Source organism: Sorangium sp. So ce381, assembly GCF_051473845.1.
In the GTDB taxonomy this organism is placed as follows: domain Bacteria; phylum Myxococcota_A; class Polyangia; order Polyangiales; family Polyangiaceae; genus Sorangium; species Sorangium atrum.
In genome coordinates, this window is record NZ_CP150336.1 from 4,536,753 (window position 1) to 4,557,305 (window position 20,553).

At 73.3% G+C, this 20,553-nt stretch carries 10 protein-coding genes; 3 read left to right on the top strand and 7 right to left on the bottom strand.

Annotated elements, in window-relative coordinates; translation table 11 throughout:
- Window positions 1-80: 80 nt before the first annotated feature.
- The 5 genes from WMF29_RS17160 to WMF29_RS17180 all read right to left on the bottom strand — a co-directional run bounded on the left by WMF29_RS17160 (window position 81) and on the right by WMF29_RS17180 (window position 7,975).
- On the bottom strand, window positions 81-818 hold the full coding sequence (locus WMF29_RS17160) for an OmpH family outer membrane protein (RefSeq protein WP_437329860.1): 738 nt from the start codon (window positions 816-818) through the stop codon (window positions 81-83).
- 33 nt (window positions 819-851) lie between these two features.
- The gene (locus WMF29_RS17165) at window positions 852-4,910 is read right to left on the bottom strand and encodes a serine/threonine-protein kinase (protein WP_437329861.1); all 4,059 of its coding nucleotides are present in this window, start codon (window positions 4,908-4,910) and stop codon (window positions 852-854) included.
- 97 nt (window positions 4,911-5,007) lie between these two features.
- Window positions 5,008-5,163: a hypothetical protein gene (locus tag WMF29_RS17170; protein ID WP_437329862.1), complete on the bottom strand. Its 156-nt coding sequence runs from the start codon at window positions 5,161-5,163 to the stop codon at window positions 5,008-5,010.
- A 56-nt stretch (window positions 5,164-5,219) separates the two neighbouring features.
- Window positions 5,220-6,227 (bottom strand): hypothetical protein, encoded by a 1,008-nt coding sequence (locus WMF29_RS17175; protein ID WP_437329863.1) that lies wholly within the window; start codon window positions 6,225-6,227, stop codon window positions 5,220-5,222.
- A 410-nt stretch (window positions 6,228-6,637) separates the two neighbouring features.
- Window positions 6,638-7,975, bottom strand: a complete 1,338-nt coding sequence (locus WMF29_RS17180) for a PP2C family protein-serine/threonine phosphatase (protein WP_437329864.1) — start codon at window positions 7,973-7,975, stop codon at window positions 6,638-6,640.
- Between the two features lie 431 nt (window positions 7,976-8,406).
- Here WMF29_RS17180 and WMF29_RS17185 point away from each other — a divergent pair, with 431 nt between their 5' ends.
- The 3 genes from WMF29_RS17185 (at window position 8,407) to mutS (ending at window position 15,938) form a co-directional block, all read left to right on the top strand.
- On the top strand, window positions 8,407-10,170 hold the full coding sequence (locus WMF29_RS17185) for a hypothetical protein (protein WP_437329865.1): 1,764 nt from the start codon (window positions 8,407-8,409) through the stop codon (window positions 10,168-10,170).
- Window positions 10,167-13,046: a hypothetical protein gene (locus WMF29_RS17190; protein WP_437329866.1), complete on the top strand. Its 2,880-nt coding sequence runs from the start codon at window positions 10,167-10,169 to the stop codon at window positions 13,044-13,046. Before WMF29_RS17185 ends, WMF29_RS17190 begins: the two co-directional genes overlap by 4 nt.
- Before the next feature lie 117 nt (window positions 13,047-13,163).
- Window positions 13,164-15,938, top strand: a complete 2,775-nt coding sequence (gene mutS / locus WMF29_RS17195) for a DNA mismatch repair protein MutS (protein ID WP_437329867.1) — start codon at window positions 13,164-13,166, stop codon at window positions 15,936-15,938.
- A gap of 10 nt (window positions 15,939-15,948) precedes the next feature.
- Here the strand turns inward: mutS and WMF29_RS17200 are convergent, their stop codons facing one another.
- Together WMF29_RS17200 and WMF29_RS17205 are read right to left on the bottom strand one after the other, a co-directional pair.
- Window positions 15,949-18,003, bottom strand: coding sequence for an IgGFc-binding protein (locus WMF29_RS17200; protein WP_437329868.1), 2,055 nt, complete (start codon window positions 18,001-18,003; stop codon window positions 15,949-15,951).
- On the bottom strand, window positions 18,003-20,105 hold the full coding sequence (locus WMF29_RS17205) for an IPT/TIG domain-containing protein (protein WP_437329869.1): 2,103 nt from the start codon (window positions 20,103-20,105) through the stop codon (window positions 18,003-18,005). Before WMF29_RS17205 ends, WMF29_RS17200 begins: the two co-directional genes overlap by 1 nt.
- Window positions 20,106-20,553: the final 448 nt, after the last annotated feature.

A 20,553-nucleotide genomic window follows, 5' to 3' on the forward strand; every position in this document is an offset into this window, starting at 1 on the left:
GCGCTCGTGCCCCCGCCCGGAGGATATCGCGCCGCGCGGCGTGAGCCACGAGCGCCGCTCGAGCGACGTACGCTACGCGGCTACTTCTTGGCGGGCGCGGCAGGCTTCGCCGGGGCGGCGGGCGGCGCGCCCTTGGCCGGCGGCGCGCCCTTCGCGGGCGGCGCTTCGCCGGCCTGCCCGCTGTTGTACAGCTGGATCGCGCGATCGGTGAGCTCGAGATCGGCGCGGTAGTAGGGCACGGCCGACTTGTCGAGGATGAGGTCGTAGCCCTCCTGCGCCGCGAGGCGCCGGAGGAGGCCGAGCACCTTCTGCAGCATCGGCGTCGTGAGCTCGCTCTCCTTGCGCTGCATCTCGCGCTGGGCGTCGAGCGTCGTCGCCTGGAACTCGGCGGCCTGGCGCTGCCAGGTCTCGAACCTGCGCTGGAGGACGTCCTTCGGCGTCTTGCCCGCCTGGGCCTCCTTGTCGAGCTTGTCCCGCTCGTCGTCGAGCGCGCGGCGCTTCGTGTCGAGCTCCACCTGGCGGCTGTCGAACAGCTTCTTGAGCGTCGCCTGGACGCGGAGCCCTTCCTCGGTCTCCAGCATGGCGCGGCGCACGTCGACGACGGCGATCTTCGACTGCGCGGACGCGGGCGCGGGCGACAGCAGCGCCGCGCTGCCGAGCGCCGCGGCCGCGAGCAGCGGCAGGACGCGCGCCGTGAGCCGCCGGCCCGAGGTCGGGCGGGCTGCCAGCGGAGCACCCTGGGTCGCGCCGGCCGGACGCGCAGGGGTGGAGAACGTGGAACAGCGCGCGACGAGCCGCTCAGGAGCGTTGTTTCGCATCGCGGATGGCCTTAGCTACCCGGCCACCCAACGTCAAGAACGTGGCGCGCCCTTCTCGTGCGCCGCCGCCGCCGCGCCCTCGGCGTGCGCGTCCTTGCTCTGCGCAGGGCTCGCGCTCCGGTGCGCAGCCGGGTCGTTGCTCGGCGCCTCGGCGCGCTCCTTCCGCCCCGAGGCGCCGGCGGTCTTCGTGACCTTGCTCCGCGACGGCGCCCCGGCGGCCCGCTGGGCGGACGCGTCCGCCGCGTGCGGCGGCCGCTGCGTCGAGGGCAGCGACCGGCCGAGGCGCTCTCGGGCGAGGGCGATCAGGCGCCCGACGTCGTCGTTCCCCCGAAGGAACGCGTCGCGCTGGCGGGGATCCCGCAGGGCCTCGACGCGCGCGGCCAGGGCGGAGAACGCGGCGTCGAGCGCGGCGTTCGCCTCCCGCTCCTCCCCGATCGCGAGGAGGGCCTCCACGAGCGTGACGCGGATCGCGTCGCTCCACTCCTCGATGGGCCCCCCCGCGAGGTGGCGCGACGCCTCGCGCGCCGCGTCGACCGCGGCCCTGAGCTCGCGGCGCGCCAGCTGGACGCGGGCCATCGCGAAGCTCGCCATCGCCTGCAGCGCGGCCGCGCGGTGCGCCGCCTCCTCGCAGAGCCAGCGCGCGACGGCGTGGGCGGTCGCGTGGTCGCCGGGGGCGCCGCGCCAGACGAGGAAGAGCGCCTCGTACAGCCGGCCGGCGAACCTGAGGCGGGAGATCTGGCACGCGTCGGCGATCTCGCTCGCCTGGCGCTCGAGCGCGACGCCCTCCTCGATGTTGCCGAGCCGCGCGTGCGACATGCCGAGGTTGTGCAGCGCGAACCCCTCGATCGCCCGGAGCTTCCGGCTCCGCGCGTCGAGCAGCGCGCGCTCGAGCAGCGCCTGCGCCTCCTCGAACAGGCCGAGCTGGTTCAGCGCCGAGCCGGCGCTCAGGCGGGCCCTTGCCGCGATGACGGCGTCGCCGGCCCCGTCGGCGTCCGCGACGAGCGACGCGCCCAGGGAGGCCGCGGCGGCCAGGTCGCCGGCGTGCATCAGCGCGGTCAGGTGGGCCTCCCGGGCGTGGAGGAGCGCGTCGGTCGAGCCGCTCCCGCGCGCGGCCTCCATGGCCGCGTGCGCGGCGCGGAGCGCCTCGGCGGGCCGGCCCAGCGCCGCGAGGGCGCGGACGCGCGACGCGAGGAGCTTCGCGCGGATCGAGGGTGAGAGCGCCGCCGCGAACTGCGGAGAGAGCGCGGACGCGGCGCGCGCGTCGCCCTCGGCGCTCTGGCCTGTCTCGATCATGCAGGTCGCCGCGACGACCTGCGCCTCGCCCCACAGATCCGAGCCGGGCAGCGCGAGGCGCGACGCCTGCTCCGCGGCGTCGAGCGCCTCGTCGAGGCGGCCGAGGAGCTCGAGGATCTCCCCGCGGCGGACCAGGAGCGCTGCGCGCGTGGTCCCCTCGGCCCCGCAGGCGAGCCCGCGCGTCGCGAGCTCGAGCGCCTCGTCGAGCCCCGCGCCGCTCGCCGCCGTGTCCCGCGTCGCGCGCGCGTACAGCAGCGCGGCCCGCGCCTTGTCGCCGCCCGCCTCCGCATGGCGCGCGATGAGCCCCGGATCGACGCCCGCGGACTCGAGCCAGGCGGCGGCGGCGATGTGGAGCGCGGCCCGGTCTTCCTCGAGGATCGACGCGTACGCCGCGTCGCGCACGACCGCCTGCCGGAACGTCCACTGCACCTGCCCCGGGACCCGCGGCTCCAGCTGGCGCGCGATCATCTCGCCCGCCTCCAGCTCGGCGAGCTCCGCGCCCACGGCGCGCTCGAGCAGCGCAGCGACGCCCGCCGTCCAGAAGACCTGTCCGAAGACGGAAGCGGCGCGCAGCGCCCCGCGCACCCCGCTCGACATGCGGTCGACGCGGACCTGCACCAGGGCCTGCACGCTGAGCGGCACGCCGTCCCGCCCCTCCGCGGCGGACCGGATGAGCTCCTCCAGGAAGAGCCCATAGCCGCCGGCGCGCTGCGCGATGGCCCCGCGCGTGCCAGGGTCGGCCTGCGGGAGGGCGTCCGCCACGAGCCGATCCGCGGCCTGCGGGGACAGCGGGGCGAGCGTCACGCGGGTCACGTCGCGGTGCTCCCACAGCGACGGGAACCGGGCGGAGAGCTCGGGCCGCGCGAAGCCGAACACCCCGAAGCGGAGATCGGCGCAGCCGAGCAGCCAGTCGACGAGCTGGACGGTGGTGCTGTCGGCCCAGTGCATGTCCTCGATGACCAGGATCTGCGGCGTGGTCTCGGACTTCGAGCGGAAGAACGCCTCCACCGCCATCCGCGTGCGCGATTCCATGAGCTGCGGGCTCTCGCGGGCAGCGCGCAGCGGCTCGTTGTCCTCGTCCGGGAAGGGCACGCCGGCGAGCTCCCCGATGAAGCCGGCGAGGAAGCGGAGCGGGCGGGCCAGGCGCATCGCCACGTGGGCGCTCACCTTCTGCACCTGGTCCTCGAGGCGCTCGCAGTCGCGGACGCCCATGAGCGAGCGCAGGGCGCGGCCCAGCCCCGTGATGCCCGCGCCCTGGCTCATCGCGTCGCCGCGGCAGAGCAGGATGATCGGCGCGTGCGGCGCCGTCTCGAGGTGCTGGATCAACGCGGCGCGGACGCCGCTCTTGCCGATGCCGGCGGGGCCGGTCACGAGCGCCGCGCGCGGCGCGCCGTCCTCGGCGATCTGCTTGAAGATGCCCTGGAGCCTCGCGAGCTCGTGCTCGCGCCCGAGGGTCGCCGTGGGGAGCCCGGCGAGCTTGCGCGCGTCGAAGCCGGCGGCGTCCTCGTGGACGAGCACGCCGCCGCGCGCGTCCTCCTGGACCACGAACCGCCCCTCCAGAGCCGCGGTCGCGTGCGCGTCGATCCGGACCGCGCCGGGCGCCGCGAACTCCAGCTGCTGGGCAGCGCGCTCGAGCGCCTCGCCGGCGAGGCTCGCCCGGCCGCGGACGGCGTGCCCGATCGCGACCGAGGCCCGCGCGCCCGGCGTCGATCGGGCGACGGTCAGCGCCGCCCGCGCGGCGCGGGCCACCTCATCGCCCCGCGAGCGCTCCACCCCGAGCGCCGCGACGAGCCTCCCGTCGGGGAGCGGCTCGAACCGCGGATCGTCGCCGAGGGCCTCGCGGAGCGCGGCGTCCACCTCGGGGCGGAGCGGCCCGGCACCCAGCTCGAAGAGCGCGCAGGCGACGACGCGCCGCTCGCCGTTGGCGAGCCGCACCTGCGGCCGCTCGTCGCCTGGCCCGGCGGGCCCCGGCATGATCTCCTGCGCGGCCGCGCGCCGGACGATCGAGGCGGACCTGTCGGTCGCGGGAGGATCGTTGTTCAGCTCCCCGACCCGCGCGAGCGCCCGCGCCAGCTCGCCGCCGTTCTCGTACCGCTGCTCGCGATCTCGGGCGATGGCGCGCGCGAGCACCTCGTCGAGGGCCTCGGGCACGTCGAAGCGGATCTGCTGCGCGCGCGGGGGATCCTCGATCACGAGGCGGCTGAGCAGGGCGATCGCGTTCTCGGTCTCGAACACGTTCCTGCCCGTGACGAGGCGGAACAGGACGGCGCCCAGCGAGTACACGTCGGCCCGCGCGTCGACCGCCTCGCCGCGCGCCTGCTCGGGCGCCATGAAGTGCGGGGTGCCGATGATCGTGCCGCGCTCGGTGGGGCAGTCGTCCGGCACCGCGAGCTTCACGACGCCGAAGTCGATCAGCTTGATCGCGGTGCCCTTGCCGCGGACGAGGAAGATGTTGGAGAGCTTGAGGTCGCGGTGGACGACGCCGCGGGCGTGGATGGCGGCCATCGCGGCGGCGCTGCGCCGGACGACCTCCACCGAGTCGCGCATGCCGAGCGGCGCGCGCCGCTGGCGCTGCCCGAGATCCTCGCCGTCCAGCCACTCCATCGCGAAGAAGAGGCGCCCGTCGAGGCAGGTGCCGTGAGCGATGTACTGGACGATGTTCGGGTGCCGCAGATCGGCGAGGATCGCGATCTCGCGCGCGAAGCGGGCGCGCTCCTGGGGCGACGCGGCGGCGCGCAGGACCTTGAGCGCGACAGGGGCGCCGGTGGTCTGATCCGTGCCCTTGAAAATATCACCCATGCCGCCGCTTCGGCTGCGGGCTTCGATCATGAAGCGGTCGGTCGGGTCGGTGGACTCCGGGAGCACCGTCCGGATAGGCTACGCGAACCTCGCGTCTTCATGCCAGCGAGAAGGCGTTCTGCGCGGCGCGGAGCCCCGGCGGGCGACCTGGGCCGAAGCCCGAGTCGCGCGTTATCGTCGTGCTGCTCCGCAGCGTGGCGCCCTCCATGAGCGGGGCGAGCAAGGCACGGCGCTCGAAAATTCCAACCAGCATCCGCGCCGTCGCGCCGTCCGCACCATCCTCCTGCCCGCGCGCACCCCTCCGTGCGCTCAGAACCCCGCGAGGAGCCCGGCGCCGATGGAGGCGCTCGGACGCGGAGCTCTCAGCGCGCCGGCGAGCGGGGGGTCGAGGAGCCCGAAGGAGACGAGGACCTCGGCGTGCGAATAGAACGAGAGCGCGTCGTTGAGCGCGAGCTCGATCCCGCCGCGGAGCCCGAGCCCCATGAACAGCAGAGACACGTCGGTGGCGGGGGCGGACCGATCGCCGACGTGCGCCACGCCCATCTCGACGAGAGCGCATGTGACGAGCAGGTCGCCCGTGTGGAGGCACGGAGCGAACGCCCCGCTCGCGTGCGTGCGCAGGTACGGCGATCTCACGCTCGTGCTCCCGCCGGGGCTCGGGGCGTATGGACTCGACACCTCGCCGTTTCCGCGCGCGCTTGGGTTCGAGACGGCGAACGTGCCCCGGCTCTCCAGCGAGAAGGAGAGGCTCTGTGACCAGCGAACCCTGAAGAGCAAGGAGGCGCCGCCGAACGGCCCCTCGGGCACCCCGAGCCCCGCTATCGCGCCCGTGCCGATCCGCGCCGAACTCCATGGCTCGCCGGGCCCGCCCGCAGGCTCCGGGCGCGCCGGCGCGCTCTCTGGGCGAGGCGGCGCGGCGGGCGCTCGTTCGTCGCTCGCGAACGGCGTCAGCGCGAAGGAGATCGCGAGCGCGACGGTGTTGGTGAGCTGCTCGCAGGCGCCGTCTCCGTGCGAGAGGTCGAAGCCCCGGCCGGAGACCCGCCCGTCGGCGTTCCGGTAGGTGGTCGTCGCGACGACGTGGGCGCCGTGAGGCCTGATCGCGACGTCGACCTCCTCGGTCGCGTCCTCGCGGAAAGGATCGTACCCGACGCGCAGCCGGATCCGCTCGCGCAGCGCGCGCTCTCCAGGGCACGAGGCCGCTTGCGCACCCTCGCTGTAGCGCAGCCGCAGCGCGCGGCGCGCCGGCTCTGCCGCGAGCGAGGGCGCGCTGAGCAGCAGAGAGGCGAAGGCGATCATGCAGAGAAACGAGCGTGCCATATCCCCGATCAGCGGCTCCGATAGACGAGCCATTCGTGGCCGCCATGAAGCCCTCTCGAGCCAAAGCACGTCAAGAGCTCACGTCGTTTCTCTTTGCGAGCCCGGCAAGCATCAATCGAAGTGATAATCGAAGCCCGCGAATCGTAATGGCCGCGAAATCGCGATTATGCGCGAGCGGGATCCGAATCCGTGACGAGCGTGATCACTCGCCCGTATACACGTGGGCAGCCGACCCGCGCGGAGCATGAGGATCCGTCGGGACTCGTGGCAATGCAGACACGCTGTCTGCAGTGGCCTGCGGGCGGCGGGCGTGCTCCGCCCGCCGCGCGGACCTCCCGGTCAGCGCCGCGCGCGGTCGATCTCGTTGGAGGGGGAGGGAGAAGGCGAGGGGGGAAGCGGCCGGCGAGCGGTCAGCCTGCGCTGGCGCCGGCGCTGGCGCCGGCGCGCGAGGCGAGCCGCGCGAGGTCCTTGGGGTCGCTGACGCGGACGAGGATGACGGTGATGTTGTCCCGCCCGCCGCCCGCGTTCGCCTTCTCGATGAGCGCCTGCGACGCCTTCTCGGGATCGGGCTCGGCGAGCAGGATGTCGCGGATGGCCTCGTGGCTCGTCATCTTCGAGAGGCCGTCGGAGCAGAGGAGGTAGACGTCGCCGGGGTGGGGCCGGGCGATGATCAGATCGACCTTGACTGCGGGGGAGATTCCGATCGCCCGGCTCAGGTGGTTCGCCATCGGCCCGGTGATCCCCGCCGCGCCCATCGTGTGATCGGTGGTGAGCTGCGTCAGCTCGTTGTCGCGCAGGCGATAACAGCGGCTGTCGCCCACGTGGCCGATGTAGAGGCGCTGCTTGTTGGGCGAGAACCGCGCGCTGACGAGGGTCGTGCCCATGCCCGTGAGGCTCCGCTCGGCGTGGGCCCGCTCGTAGATCGCCTGGTTCGCTTGCTGGATCGCGACCGCGAGCTCGCTGCCGCGACGCGGGACGTCGGGGTAGGGGCTCTCCTCGTCGCTCTCCACGAACGACTGATCCTTGAACGCGCGCGCGATCGTGTCGACCGCGAGGCGGCTGGCGACGTCGCCGCCCGCGTGGCCACCCATGCCGTCCGCCACGGCGAACAGGTAGTGCTCGTCCAGGCAGAGGTAGCAGTCCTCGTTCTTCTTGCGCTTCTGGCCGGGATCCGTCTGTCCGACGGCGCTGATGAGCAGCAGCGGCGACGAGCTGGTCGGCTCGTCGACGGCCGCCTCGTCGTCGTAGATGATGGGGACGGCGGACGGCTCCTCGCGCTCGTGCCCGTCGTCATCATCGTCGTCGTCGTCATCGTCGCCGCCGTAGGACGGGATGCTCGCGCGCTTGATCGTGCTCTGCAGCACCTCCGGCGGCGCCAGCGTGATCAGCGTGAGGTCGTCGTCATCGTCGTCGAACGCGTCATCGTCGTCGTCGCGGCGCGATGAGCCGTTCGATCGCTTCCAGTCGGCGCTCGAGATCCGCTCGGTGCGGCCGTGACTTCCGGTGGTCTTCGCGTGGGCGCTCTCGCTCGCGGGCGTGCCGCCCCGCAACCCTGCTGCGCCTGTCCTCGTCGTTGAATCGTCGAGATCTCCCTCCCCCTCGTCGAGGGCTTGAGCTCCTGGGCCCCCCTGCGTCAGCGTCGTCGCCGCGCGAGGCCGGGCCCGGTCGCCGTTGTTCGAGCGAAAATACCAATAGATCAGCCCAAGAAGGGCGATTCCCATGACAAGGGCGGCTGCGAGATCGGCCATGTCCCGGCGACCAACGTAGCAAAGGCGCGCCGCGTCTCCGAGATCAACGTGCAGGGGGACGGACGACGGCGATCGATCCCGGTCGACCTTGACCTGCGGAGCCCGCACCGCAGGGGCGCACCTTGGGCACCACCCGGCGCAGGGGAGCGCCATCTCACCCCGCCGAGGGCTCGCCACCCCGTGACGGGCGGCCGCTGCAGAGCGCTCGCCCGGAGCAGAGCGTCTCGCCAGGAGGAGGCCGCGCCTGGCGGGCCGCGCGCGCTCACCCCGGGGCAGGCCGTGCGGCCGTGCTGCGCTGCGGCAGGTGCAGGCGAGAAACGAGGGCCTTCGCAGCGGCGTCTGCCGCTCGTTCGCCAGGAGGACCGCTGCGAGCGCCGCGCGCTCGCCGCGCGTCCGCCGCAAACGAACCCGCGGAGAGGAGCGGGTTGCCAGTGCTCCAGGTGCTGACTAGTCTCCGCGCCCGCATGAAGCTCGCCCGCACACTTCTCCAGACACCTCGCATCGTTGGCGTGGGCCTCGCGGCCTCGATCGTGGGCGGGCTCGGGGGCGTGGGCTGCTTCGTCGAGGGCGAGGGGCTGCCGCCGCCGGTCGAGGGGCTCTACTACCCGACGGGCCTGGCGGTGTCTCCCGGCGGACGGGTCCTCTACGTCGCGAACTCGGACTTCGATCTCCAGTTCAACGGCGGCACGGTCCAGGCGCTGGATCTCCAGCGGCTGCGCAAGCGGGCGCTCACGCTCCAGTCGGGGCTCGCTCCTGGCGGGCAGGACGCCAGCGGCGGCGTGCGCGGTGCGTGCGATGCGGTGGGGCTGAAGACGAACGCCGCGTCGTCGCTCTACCCGGGGCCGTGCGGGCCGCTCAACCTCTCCGCCCTCGAGGGCGACGAGGAGGTCGTCCGGAGCTCGGCCGTGATCGGCGCGTTCGCGTCCAACCTCCTCCTCGTGCACAGGCCGCTCAGCGGCGAGGCCGCCGACCCCGGCGCGGAGCGGCAGGCGCGCCTGTTCGTGCCCGTGCGCGGCGACCCCTCGGTGACCTTCTTCGACGTCGCCGACGACCGGTTCGACGACGCCGGCGCGCAGCGTTGCCAGGGCGAGGCCTGCTTTCGGCTGGACTGCGGCGCGAGCGCGGCGGGCGGGCGCTGCGGCAGAGATCACCGCATCGGGGAAGACCCCGGCCAGGAGCTCATCCGGCGCAAGCTGCCGCTGGAGCCGTTCGGGATCGCCGCCGGTCCGGACGGGACGAGCATCGTCGTCTCGCACCAGACGGAGAACGCCGCGAGCGTCATCGTGAACCGCTGGGAAGCGAGCGAGAGGCCGCAGCTGGCGTACGTCCTCACCGACCTAGGCCTCGGACCGACGGAGCTCGCGGCCGTGCCGCGCCCGAGCGTGCTCGGCGAGCTGGAGAAGAACGGGTGGGGGATCGACTACCAGCCCGCGTTCGCGGTCACGTACATCGCGTCGTCGGAGCTCGGCCTTCTCCGCTATCAGGACGCCGCTTCAGGCGCGGCGCCGCGCCTGAACGAGTCGACCCCGACGCCGATCACCGAGCTCGCGAGGGGGACCGACTCCCGCGGGGTCGCGTTCGACGCGAGCGAGCGGCAGGCGTGCGAGGACGGCTGCGCGGGTGGCGCAGACGTGGCCGAGTGCCTCGAGCGGTGCGTGGAGATCCCGATCCCGGTGTACGTGGCGCATCGCGGCCCGAACTCGCTGCTCATCGGCGAGCTGACGACGACGCTGGTCAAGAAGGGCTCGGACGTCGGCACGGAGGGGCGGGCCTCGGTGTACGACACGATCGCGTTCCACGACGCCGCCCCGCTCGGCGCCTACCCGTCTCGGATCGAGATCGGCGAGGTGATCGACCCGGAAGGCGTGCCTCGCCGCAGGGTCTTCGCGCTCGCGTTCGACGCGGGGCTCGCGTTCTCCTACGACCCGGAAGCGCGCCGCGTCGACGCCGTCATCAAGACTGGGCGCGGGCCGCAGGCGCTCGCGTTCGACACGGGCTCCGCGTGCGGCGACGAGAAGGAGCGCTGCGACCGCGAGCAGGGCGGCGCCGGCCGCGACACCTATTCCCTCATGTACATCGCGCATTTCACCGACTCGTACCTCGGCGTTGTCGACCTCGACATGCGCAAGGCGAGCACGTTCGGAACGATGATCCTCACGGTGGGCACGCCCGTCCCGCCCCGGGAGTCCCAATGAAGCCGCGCCTCGCGCTCCTCGCCTCCACCTCCGCCCTGGCGCTCGCCGGGTGCGCCGGGGAGGCCACGCCGGTCACCGTCGAGGCCCTGGCGCAGTCCGGCCGCAGCGCGTTCGTCTGCCTCGCCGTCGACCGGCCGGATCCGGACAAGCCGGGCGTGATGCGCTCGCTGCCGATCACGGACTGCTCGTACCGCACCGTCGAGTCGTCCACGGACTACGAGGTCGACGCCAAGGACGCGGGCAGGGCCACGCTCCCGCACCTCTACGGCCTCGTCACGCAGACAGCGCGCGGCGAGGTCGCGATCGTCGACATGACGACCGAGTCGGCGCTGACCGTCGATCGGGACCCGGGCACGCCCGCCCCGAGCTTCCTCCCGGTCGGCGCGCAGCCGGTCGACATCGTCGCGACGCCGGGCGGGACCGCGTCGTTCGTCGCCGTCGCGGAGCCGGGGCGCGCGGGGATCTACGCGCTCCCGTCGGCGAAGGTGCTGCCGCGCGAAGGCTGCCCGGTCCCGTCGCTCAGCTCTTGGCCGGCCTGCTCGCTCCCCTCGGCGCCGGGTGAGATGCTGCTCGTCGCCGACCCGCCGGACCCGGAGGGCAGCGGCAAGCTGCGGAGCTCGTGCGAAGGCAGGTACGACGTCGAGCCGACCGAGCCTGGCGACCCCGGTGCGTTCGTGGACGACGTCTGCTCCACGTCGAACGGGAGCCTGGACATGGAGGGCGGCGGCCGCCAGAAGCTCCTCGTGACCTTGCCCGATCTCGGCGGCATCGCCGTGATCGACGCGCAGAACCTCCTCGAGAGCGAGGATGGCGGCTTCAAGGCGTGCGACGTGGAGCGGTGGGTCCCTCTCGAAGTCTCGCTCCCGCCGGCCGCGACGCCCGACGAGGCGCCGCACGGTCCCGAGTGCGCTCAGCCAGCGGCCGCGGCGAGCCCGGAGCAGACCTTCGACAAGGCCCGGCCCGCGGGGCTCGCGCTCTCCGGCAACCGGCTGTACGTCGGCGATCTCGACGCGCCGGTGATCCACGTCGTCGACCTCCCGACGCCCTGCGAGCCGAGCGAGCAGCCCCCGCTGCTGCCCGCGTCGACGCTCGACCCAGGGCGCGTCGTCACGACGACGCGCCTCGCGGTGAGCCTGGCGTCGCCCCCCGACTTCAGCCGCTACCTCTACGCGGTCGACGCCGGCGACGGCAGCGTGATGGTCTTCGACGTCAGCGACGGCGCGCCCAGCCGGTCGCCGCTCTCTCGCGAGAATCCGGACTGGAACCCGTTCCAGCCGCCCGACCGCGTCCGCCTGCCGGCGCCTGTCCGCGATCTCGCGATCGTGCAGCGCGACGTCCCGAAGAGCCTCCCGGCGACGGGCGTGGTGCCGAGGGGGATCCGGTGCAGCCCCGATCCGAAGCTCACGCCGTGCGACAGCAGCGTCACGTCGTGCGACATCGAGACGCTGTACCGCACGTCGGCCGATCGCGACTCCGGCGCCGGCCCGCTGAAGCTCCGGGGCACGTTCGCGTACATGGCGCTCACGAACGGCCAGGTCGCGATCGTCGACATCGACGACCTCGACGCGGCCTGCCGCGGACCGGAGCGCCAGAGCGTCCGCGCGGGCTGCGATGCGGACGCTGCGCCGAGCAGCCCGCCGCTCGAGACGAGCGGCGAGGCGTCCTGCAACGTCGTCCTCCCGCACGCCGTCCGCTCCGAGACCTACGTCGTCGCGAGCGACGGCTCCGGCCAGATCGAGCCCGGCGTGCAGGGCCTGCCGATCCTCTACGATCGCAGCGGCGCGGTCGTGCCGCTCTCCGCGGAGAGCCCGAAGATGCGCGCCACGTTCCCGTCCGAGGGGGCCGCGCCTGACCTCGCGCTCGCGGTGGGGGTGCAGCGCGAGGCGATCGCGTCGAGCGACAGCGCTGAGAGCGAGCTCGACGAGCAGGGGCTCGTGCTGAGGTCCGGCGGACCGCAGCACGCGCTGACGATGAACCTCGAGGACCCGCGGGTGCACATCGCCAACGAGACGTGGACCGTGACCTACGAGGGGGTGTTCACGTCGATCACCCGGGCCGCCGTGGCCTTCGACGAGAACCTCTACCTGAGGGGCGCGGACGCCCGCTTCTGCCGCCGCGGCGTCCAGAGCCTGACCAGCGTGAAGGCGCAGCTGGAGGCCGCGGGCGTCCCGGAGGGCGAGGCCGAGACCCGCGCCGAGCAGCTCGCCGACTTCGCGCAGATCACGTCCGAGCTCCCGGACGAGGACGCCACCTACTGGAACAACGTCGACTCGTCCGTGTGCTCGTTCGACACCTGCAACGCGAAGTATGGCAGCGTCATCACGTCGCGCCCGGCGCTCCGCATCGAGGAGGCCTACGACGACCACCTCGAGTTCGCTCCGGCCGCCGAGGCCGAGGCCAAGTTCGCGGCGTGCTGCTTCGCCGGCTCGGTGCAGCTCGGCATCCGCGCAGGGGGCCAGTGGGTCGTCCGGAGCAACGGCGCCGGCTTCCTGCACCACGTGATCGCCGATCCCGCGACGGGCGCCTGCCGGAATTCGTGCGACACGCGCCTCTCGCGGCTCAACGGGCGCGTCGTCCACACACCGCCCGACGGGCGCGTCACCGACGGTGATCCGGGGGCGTTCATCAACCCGATGTTCCGGTTCGCGGTCACGGGCGGCGTGCCCGAGCAGGACATGCAGTTCCGCTTCACCACCCAGGGGGCGTTCACGCCGCTCGCCCTGGACCTCGCGGACATCAGCGACACAGTGGAGCTCCAGCCGCAGGCCATCCAGCTCGTTCCGGCCACGGGCGAGCTCGCCGTCACCGACGGCTCTGTCCAGGGCCTGTTCCTGCTGAGCTCACGCGACGTCGCCGTGGCGCGCCGGTTCCGCTGAGCCGCCTGCCGGCACCGCGGCATTGCGGTTTCGGCGCCGAGATTTCCACGAAAACAGCGGAACAAACGCGCGAATCACGCGTAGACCTCACCGGCGGTCGAGACTAAGACGCCGGCGATGCAGCCGTCCGAGCAGCCTGCGGCCAGGAAGAAGCTGACCCCGGTGATGCGCCAGTACGAGGATGCGAAGGCGCTCCACCCCGACGCCATCCTCTTCTTCCGGATGGGCGACTTCTACGAGATGTTCAACGACGACGCGGTCCTCGTGTCGCGCGCGCTGAACCTGACGCTCACGAGCCGCAACAAGGGCGAGCCCGACGAATCCCCGATGGCCGGCGTCCCGCACCACGCGGCGCACGGGTACATCGCGCGGCTGCTCGCGCTCGGCCACAAGGTGGCGATCTGCGAGCAGTGCGGCGATCCGTCGAAGATCAAGGGGCTCGTGCCGCGGCAGGTCGTGCGCGTCGTCACGCCGGGGCTCGTCACCGAGACCGAGCAGCTCGACGCGCGCGCCAACCACTACCTGGCGGCGGTCGACGGCGGCGGCGCGCCCCGCGGCGACGCCCTTGGAGCCGGGGGCCCGTACGGCCTCTCGCTGCTGGATCTCTCCACCGGCGAGCTCTCGGCCACCTCGGTCCCGGACGCCGCGACGCTGCTCGCGGAGCTCGCCCGGGCGGATCCGCGCGAGGCGCTGATCGCCCGGGACCTCCCGGACGTCCGCACGGCCGCGGCCTCGCTCGCCTGCCGCGCGGCGCTGCGCGACGACGAGGAGCTCGACAGCGCGCAGGTCGCGGCGATCCTCGACGACGCCGCGATCGAGCCGATCTCGGCGGCGGCGCTGGCCGAGCACCCGCTCCCGGCGGTGCGCGCCGCCGCGCGGGCGCTGCGCTTCGCGCGCCGCTGCAGCCCCGGCGCGCGCATCCCGGTGCGCCGCATCGCCCCGCACGACACCTCGGGCACGCTGCGCATCGACGAGACGGCCCAGGCGCACCTGGAGCTCGTGCGCGCCGCGGACGGCGGCCGCCGCGGCACCCTGCTCGACGTCATCGACTGCACGGTCACCCCGGGCGGCGCCCGGCTCCTTCGCCGCCGCCTGCTCTCGCCGCTCGCGGATCTGGCCGGCATCCGCCGGCGCCTCGACGAGGTGGAGCTCTTCGTCTCGCACCCGCGCGCCCGCGGCGAGTTGCGGCAAGCGCTCGGCGGCGTCGGCGACCTCGAGCGCCTCAGCGTCCGCGCGCTCCTCGGCGAGGCCACGCCGCGCGACCTCGGCCTCCTGCGCGACGGCCTCACGGCGGCCCCGGCGGCGATCGCCGCGGTCCGTTCGATCCCCGACCTCGGCAAGGCAGCGTCGCGCGGCGACGACGGCGCCGCCGCGCGGGGCAAGGACGGCGTCGCTGCGCGAGGCAAGGACGGCGCGGCGGCCGCGTCGGGCTCCGAGCCGCTCCTCGCCGAGGCGGCGTCGCTGGACGTCGTCGCCGACGTGTGCGCCGAGCTCACCGCAGCGCTGATCGAGCGGCCGCCCCCGAACACGCGCGAGGGCGGCATCTTCCGCGAGGGGTACGACAAGGAGCTCGACGACGCGCGCGGCGTTGAGAAGAACGCGACGGAGCTCATCCTCGCGCTCGAGGCGAAGCTGCGCGCGCAGACGGGCGCGCCCTCGCTCCGGGTCAAGTACACGCGCGTCTTCGGCTGGTACATCGAGGTGACGCGCGCGCACATCGCCAAGGTCCCGGAGACCTTCCGCCGCAAGCAGACCGTCGCGACAGGCGAGCGCTACACGAGCGACGAGCTCGACGAGCTCGCCGACAAGATCGAGCACGCCGGGGCGCGCGCGCTGGAGCGGGAGACGGCGCTCTTCGACCGGCTGCGGGCCCTCGTCGCGAAGAGCGAGGGCCGCCTCCGCGCGCTGGCGCGCAAGCTCGCCGCGTGGGACGTCGCCGCCGCCCTCGCCGACGTCGCCCACCGCAACGACTACGTGCGGCCGCACGTCACGGCGGGCGAGGCGCTCGCGATCCGCGACGGCCGCCACCCGGTGGTCGAGCGCTACGCGGCCGCGGGGCACTTCGTGCCGAACGACACCCGCCTCGATCTCTCGGGCGAGCGGCTCTGGCTGATCACGGGCCCCAACATGGCGGGCAAGTCGACGCTCATGCGCCAGGTGGCGCTGATCGTGGTCCTCGCGCAGATGGGCAGCTACGTCCCCGCGCGCGAGGCGGAGATCGGCCTCGTCGACCGGATCCTCTCGCGCGTGGGCGCGAGCGACAACGTCGCGCGCGGCGAGAGCACGTTCATGGTCGAGATGCGGGAGACCGCCGAGATCCTCCGCGACGCGACGCGGAGATCGCTCGTGATCCTCGACGAGATCGGCCGCGGCACGAGCACGTACGACGGCCTCGCGATCGCGTGGGCCGTGGCGGAGCACCTGTTCGACGCGATCGGCTGCCGCGCCCTGTTCGCGACGCACTACCACGAGCTGACGGAGCTCTCGGCGCGCGCGCCGGGGATCGCGAACCACTCGGTCGCCGCGCGCGAGCACGGCGACGACGTCATCTTCCTCCACAAGCTCGAGGCGGGCCCCGCGAGCCGCAGCTACGGCGTGGCGGTCGCGCGGCTCGCGGGCGTCCCCGAGAGCGTGCTCGCGCGCGCCCGCGCGATCCTCGCGACGCTGGAGTCGGGCGCCGCGCTGCCGGGCGGCAAGCACGCCTCCCTCCGCGGCCGCACGCGCGGCGGCGCCGCGCAGCTCGACCTGTTCGCCCCGGCGCAGGCCGCGGTGCCGCCGGAGCAGTCGGCCGTCATCGAGACCTTGCGCGCGGTGGACGTCGATCGGCTCGCGCCGCTCGACGCGCTGCGGCTCGTGGCCAACCTGAAGGGGCTGCTCGGCGGCGGCGGCTGACCGCGGCGACTCAGTCCGGCGGCGCGATCTCGCGGAGCTCGGTGCCGCCCGCGTACCCGTAGCTCACGAACGAGTCGAACCCCGTCACGAGCAGCCCCACGGGCGCGGAGGCCGTGAGCCAGTGCACGCCGTCGCGCTGCATCCCGGGCAGCACGTTGTCCGGCGCCTGCCGCGCCGGATCGATCGCCGCGAAGCTCAGCTGGCAGCGGTAGACGACGAACGACGGCGCGCGGCCCCCGCGCTGCTCCTCCGTGAGCCCGTCCGCGGGCGCGATCTCGCACTCGTCCGGCCCGAGCGTCACGTCGTCGAGCCGCACGACGGCCGACCGCGGCGCGACGACCGAGATGAAGTCGAACGCGTACTTGTCCGGCGTCAGGAACACGTAGTCCGGCCGGAACTGCTCGATGGGGGGCAGGATGATGAGGCTCGGGTCTCCGCCTGGCAGCCCCTGCTTGACCCCCGTCGCGTTCTGGCTGGCCATGATCTGCGACACGATGACCGGCTCGGAGCTCTCGATCATGAAGTCGCCCCAGGCCGTCACCTCGCGGAACTCGCCCAGCGACGACAGCGTGATCCGATCGTCCGGCGGCGGCAGGGTCGTCTCGATCACGGCGCCCTTGCTGCTCGCCGCCACGATCCTGACGTACTCCGGCTCGGGCACGGCCTCGATCCGCGCGCCGGCCTCCTTCACGGTCTTCGACCGGCTCGGCGTGTGTGGCACCGCGAACCGCTTGCCGGCGGTCCGGGTCGGATCGAGCTGATCCTCCAGATGGTCGGCGCAGCAGCGGCGATCCGCGAGCTCGTCGAAGTGGGGCGCGTCCGAGGCCTCGTTTCCGGTGAAGACCGCGATGGGCTGATCGGCCTTCACGATCGATCCGGTGAAGTCCGCGTTGAACCCGCCGCTCTCCAGGTTGAGCACGTCGAACGCGCCGAGCTTGACCTCGATCGACCCGCCCTCCGGCGTCTCCGGGACGGGCCCGCCCCCGACGACCCTCGCCGTTGTCGTCACCTGCACGGTCGTGTTTTCGCGCGTCCCGACGATGGTCAGGAACGCCCGAAGATCGATCGGGTTCTGCGGATCGAAGTTCGTGTCCGGATCGTCCGTGACCGCGATGGTCTGCGGCCACCCGGTGACGACGTACGCCGTCGCCATCGCGCCCGGGCTGTAGGTCAGCGCCTCGCGCGGCTTCAGCAGCGAGGCGTCGTTGGAGAACACGTTGGCGTTCTCCAGCGGGTTGAACTGATAGGCGACGATGGGGAACTTCGACGTGATCTTGTACGCGTGCCGCGTGAGCGCCGTGTGCGTGCCCGTGTTGTACTCGCCCTCCGGGCTGCCATCGACCTCGCGCGGCCCGAGCTTGAACACCTGGAGATAGAGCGGCGCGATGAGCGCGCTCGCGATCTCCACCGGGGCGGGCGCGTCGCCCGGCGCGCCGTCGTCCTGGAAGATGTGGATCTCGTTCGGCACGTCCGGCTGCGGGTTCGAGACCACCACCGCGAACTGCTGCGCCGCCGCGTTTCCGGTCGCGTCGATCCGCGCGTTGTCCAGATCGACCGCCCAGTACTCGCACCCCACGTTGCTCCGCTCGAGCTCCGCGACGGTGCACAGCTGCTGGCAGCTCCCGCTCCGGCACGCCTCGCCGGCCTCCGTGTCGCACGTGTCGATCACGCGGCCGAAGCTGCCGTCCGCATCGCAGACCACGACGTCCTGCTCGCGGCACGAGTGCGCGGCGGGCACGCACGGCCGGCAGCCGAGCTCGAGCGACGCGCACACGAGCCCTCGAGCGGCGCAGTCGTCGAGCGTGACCCAGGCCAGCCCTGCGCCGGTCTCCTCGCAGCGCGTGAGCTCCGCGCCGCAGCGCACCTCGCCGGCCGTGCAGGGCGGCGGCTCCTCCGGCCGATCGCCCCACCGCGTGCCGCTGTCGAAGCAGCTCGGCGCGAGCCCGAGCCCCGCGGCGACGGCGATGAGGGCGGCGGCGGCGGCATACCGCGATCGGGCGCGGCGTCCTGGCTTCTGGGCGCGCGTCGGCCTGCGCGCTCGCGTCGGGTGGGGAGGGGCGCTCATCACAGGTGCGCGCTGAAGCTGTCGAGGGAGTAGGCCGACATCCCTGCCGGCTTGAGCTGCCGGTAGACGAGCTTGCCGTAATCGAAGCCGTCGATCTTCGCCCCGTACACCCCGATCGTGAGCGGCCCCGGCGGCAGCGCGCCATTCTCGATCTCGAGCTGCCGGAGGTCCGGCACCTCGACGGCGTGCGACCCTGCCGGCACGGCCACGGTCCACCGGATGAGGCCGTTTCCGCTCGCGATGTCGTAGACGCTGAGGTCGACGGGCGCGCCCGCGCCGAACGAGGTCGCGAGGTGGGACCCATCCCAGGCGCTGTTCTGCGCGGGCGCCTCGAGCGTCGGCACCCCCACGAAGTCGCCGATGCGCACGGGCTCGCTCGTGCTGGTCGAGAGGACCCGCCCGACGACGGACAGCGGCGCGAGCCCGGCCTTGCCGGTCACCGCGCGCGCGGACGAGTGGTAGCTCGCGCCGAGCAGATCGCGCGCGAGCGGCGGCACGCCCACGAACGTCAGCCCCCCGTTGAACGGGATCAGCGGGCTCTGCGCGCCGATCGGGAGCGTCGCGAACCCGTCGTTGCCGATCATCAGCGACACGTTCGCCTGGATCCGGTCCGGCCCCTTCGGCCCCTTCGCCGGCGCCCTGACGTCCATCGAGAGGGCGTGGTCGAGCGGCTGATTGATCCGCAGGAACACCTCCTTCGTCCACTCGTTCGGGAGCACCGGGATCCCGCGGACCACGCCCATCGCGTACGCGGTGAACCGCGGCGGGGTCGTCGAGCGATCCTCGAGGCCTGCCAGCGCGTAGATCGTGCGATTGCCGGGCGCGACGTACATCGTGAACCCGTGCCCGAGCTCGCCCGACGTCTCCGGCGTGATGGCCTGGAACTCGGACGGCAGCTTGAAGGTCGCGAGCGGATCGACGCCCGTCGTGAACACGTAGGCCGCCTTTCGCTCGGTCTCGCGGCGCGGGCTCGGGATGTTGCCCCACGCGACGCTCCCGGGGTCCAGCGACGTGTCCCACACGAGCTCGCCCTCGATCGCCCCGGCGCTGCCGACCTTGCCGCCGACCGGCGGCGGCGGATCGCCGGACGCGCCGCACGCGGGCGTGAGCACCGGATCCAGGTAGACGGTCACCGTGTCGACCGGCACGTCGACGAACGAGATCGGGCTATGGCACGTCGCGGCCACGGTGACGGTGCGCGGCGAATCGAGCGACGCGTCCTCGATCACCGCGACGCCGGACGCGTCGACCTCGATCCGAGAGGTCGTGTCGGCGCCGAGGACGACGCTCGCTCCGGGGATCGGGTCACCCGTGAAGTTGTCATAGACGAGCACCTTGAGCCGTCCCGCGAGCGGCGCGCCGCTGAGCCCGCCCTTGTAGCCGTTCGCGCTGTCCTCGTAGGTGTAGCCGTCCAGCACGAGGATCGTCTCGCCGCCGGTCGTCACCGAGATCGTCTTCGCGCCCGGCGTGCCCTGGGGCACCGTGCAGACGAGCCGCGTCGGCTCCGGGACGGCGAGCGACGAGCACGGCTTCTGATCGATCTTCGCGACCGTCGTCTCGTCCCAGCGCGTGCCTTGCCCGATGAGCTCGACGGTCGTCCCGCCGGAGATCGGCCCGCTCGACGGGGACGCGTAGAGCGCGTCGTACACGTAGCCGCCCGGCAGCGCTCGCCGGGTCGACGTGTCGTCGCCGTTCTGCACGGCGAGCTCCACCGGGCCCGCCGCGCCCGGCGGCGCCGCCACCTGGACCCGGCTGGGATCGACGGGCACGATCGCGGACGGATCGACCTCGACGTCGCCGAACCAGACGCGGACCTGGGAGCTGAAGCCGTTGCCGTGGAGCAGGACGCGCTGGCCCCCGTTGAACGGCCCGTGCGTCGGGTCCGCGCCGAGCAGCGCGTGCGGATCGCCGCCGGGCAGCCCTGCGCCGGTGGACGATGACGTCGACGTGGTCTGCGGGTCCACGCCGAAATCGCCGCCGTCGCCGTCGGTCTGCCGGCGGATGCCCTCGGGCGCCGACGCGATGCAGGCGGAGACGATCGCGAGCCCTGCGCAGACCGAAGCGAAGCGTGCGGTAAGAAAGCCTCGTGATGCGGTTCGCACGAGGCGAGTGTACGCCATCGCGGATGCCGGGCCACGGCGCGCCAAGGGGCGTGGCCCGGCGTTCCCGTGCTCCGCGCCGCGCGATCCATCGGCGCAACCACGCGGACGGCGGAGCGGACAACCGTGCGGGGGGCGCGGGGAGCGCGGGGAGCGCGGGGAGCGCGGGGGGCGCGGAGACACACGCAAACACACGGAAATACTGCGGTGCGATGCGGTGGCTTCGTCGCTTGACAAGCGATGGGCCTCGGGGTAGCAAACCGCCCCCTTCTTGCGGTCTCGTGACGAGGGGGACAGCGGAGGCTGAATCCTCTCACCTTCGCTGCCGCTGAACCGAATCCACACGCTCTCCTGGCACCCACGGCATTCCGCGGCCCGGTGCCCCAGCAGCACGGACGCTCCTGTCCGCGCCTGGGGTTGGTCGCGGGAGGGGGAGCGGCGGACCAACCGA

Coding starts and splice junctions, on each gene's coding strand:
- WMF29_RS17190 (WP_437329866.1), top strand. CDS start 10,167: ATGAAGCCGCGCCTCGCGCTCCTCGCCTCCACCTCCGCCCTGGCGCTC.
- mutS (WP_437329867.1), top strand. CDS start 13,164: ATGCAGCCGTCCGAGCAGCCTGCGGCCAGGAAGAAGCTGACCCCGGTG.
- WMF29_RS17160 (WP_437329860.1), bottom strand. CDS start 818: ATGCGAAACAACGCTCCTGAGCGGCTCGTCGCGCGCTGTTCCACGTTC.
- WMF29_RS17200 (WP_437329868.1), bottom strand. CDS start 18,003: ATGAGCGCCCCTCCCCACCCGACGCGAGCGCGCAGGCCGACGCGCGCC.
- WMF29_RS17180 (WP_437329864.1), bottom strand. CDS start 7,975: ATGGCCGATCTCGCAGCCGCCCTTGTCATGGGAATCGCCCTTCTTGGG.
- WMF29_RS17170 (WP_437329862.1), bottom strand. CDS start 5,163: ATGCTGGTTGGAATTTTCGAGCGCCGTGCCTTGCTCGCCCCGCTCATG.
- WMF29_RS17175 (WP_437329863.1), bottom strand. CDS start 6,227: ATGGCACGCTCGTTTCTCTGCATGATCGCCTTCGCCTCTCTGCTGCTC.
- WMF29_RS17165 (WP_437329861.1), bottom strand. CDS start 4,910: ATGGGTGATATTTTCAAGGGCACGGATCAGACCACCGGCGCCCCTGTC.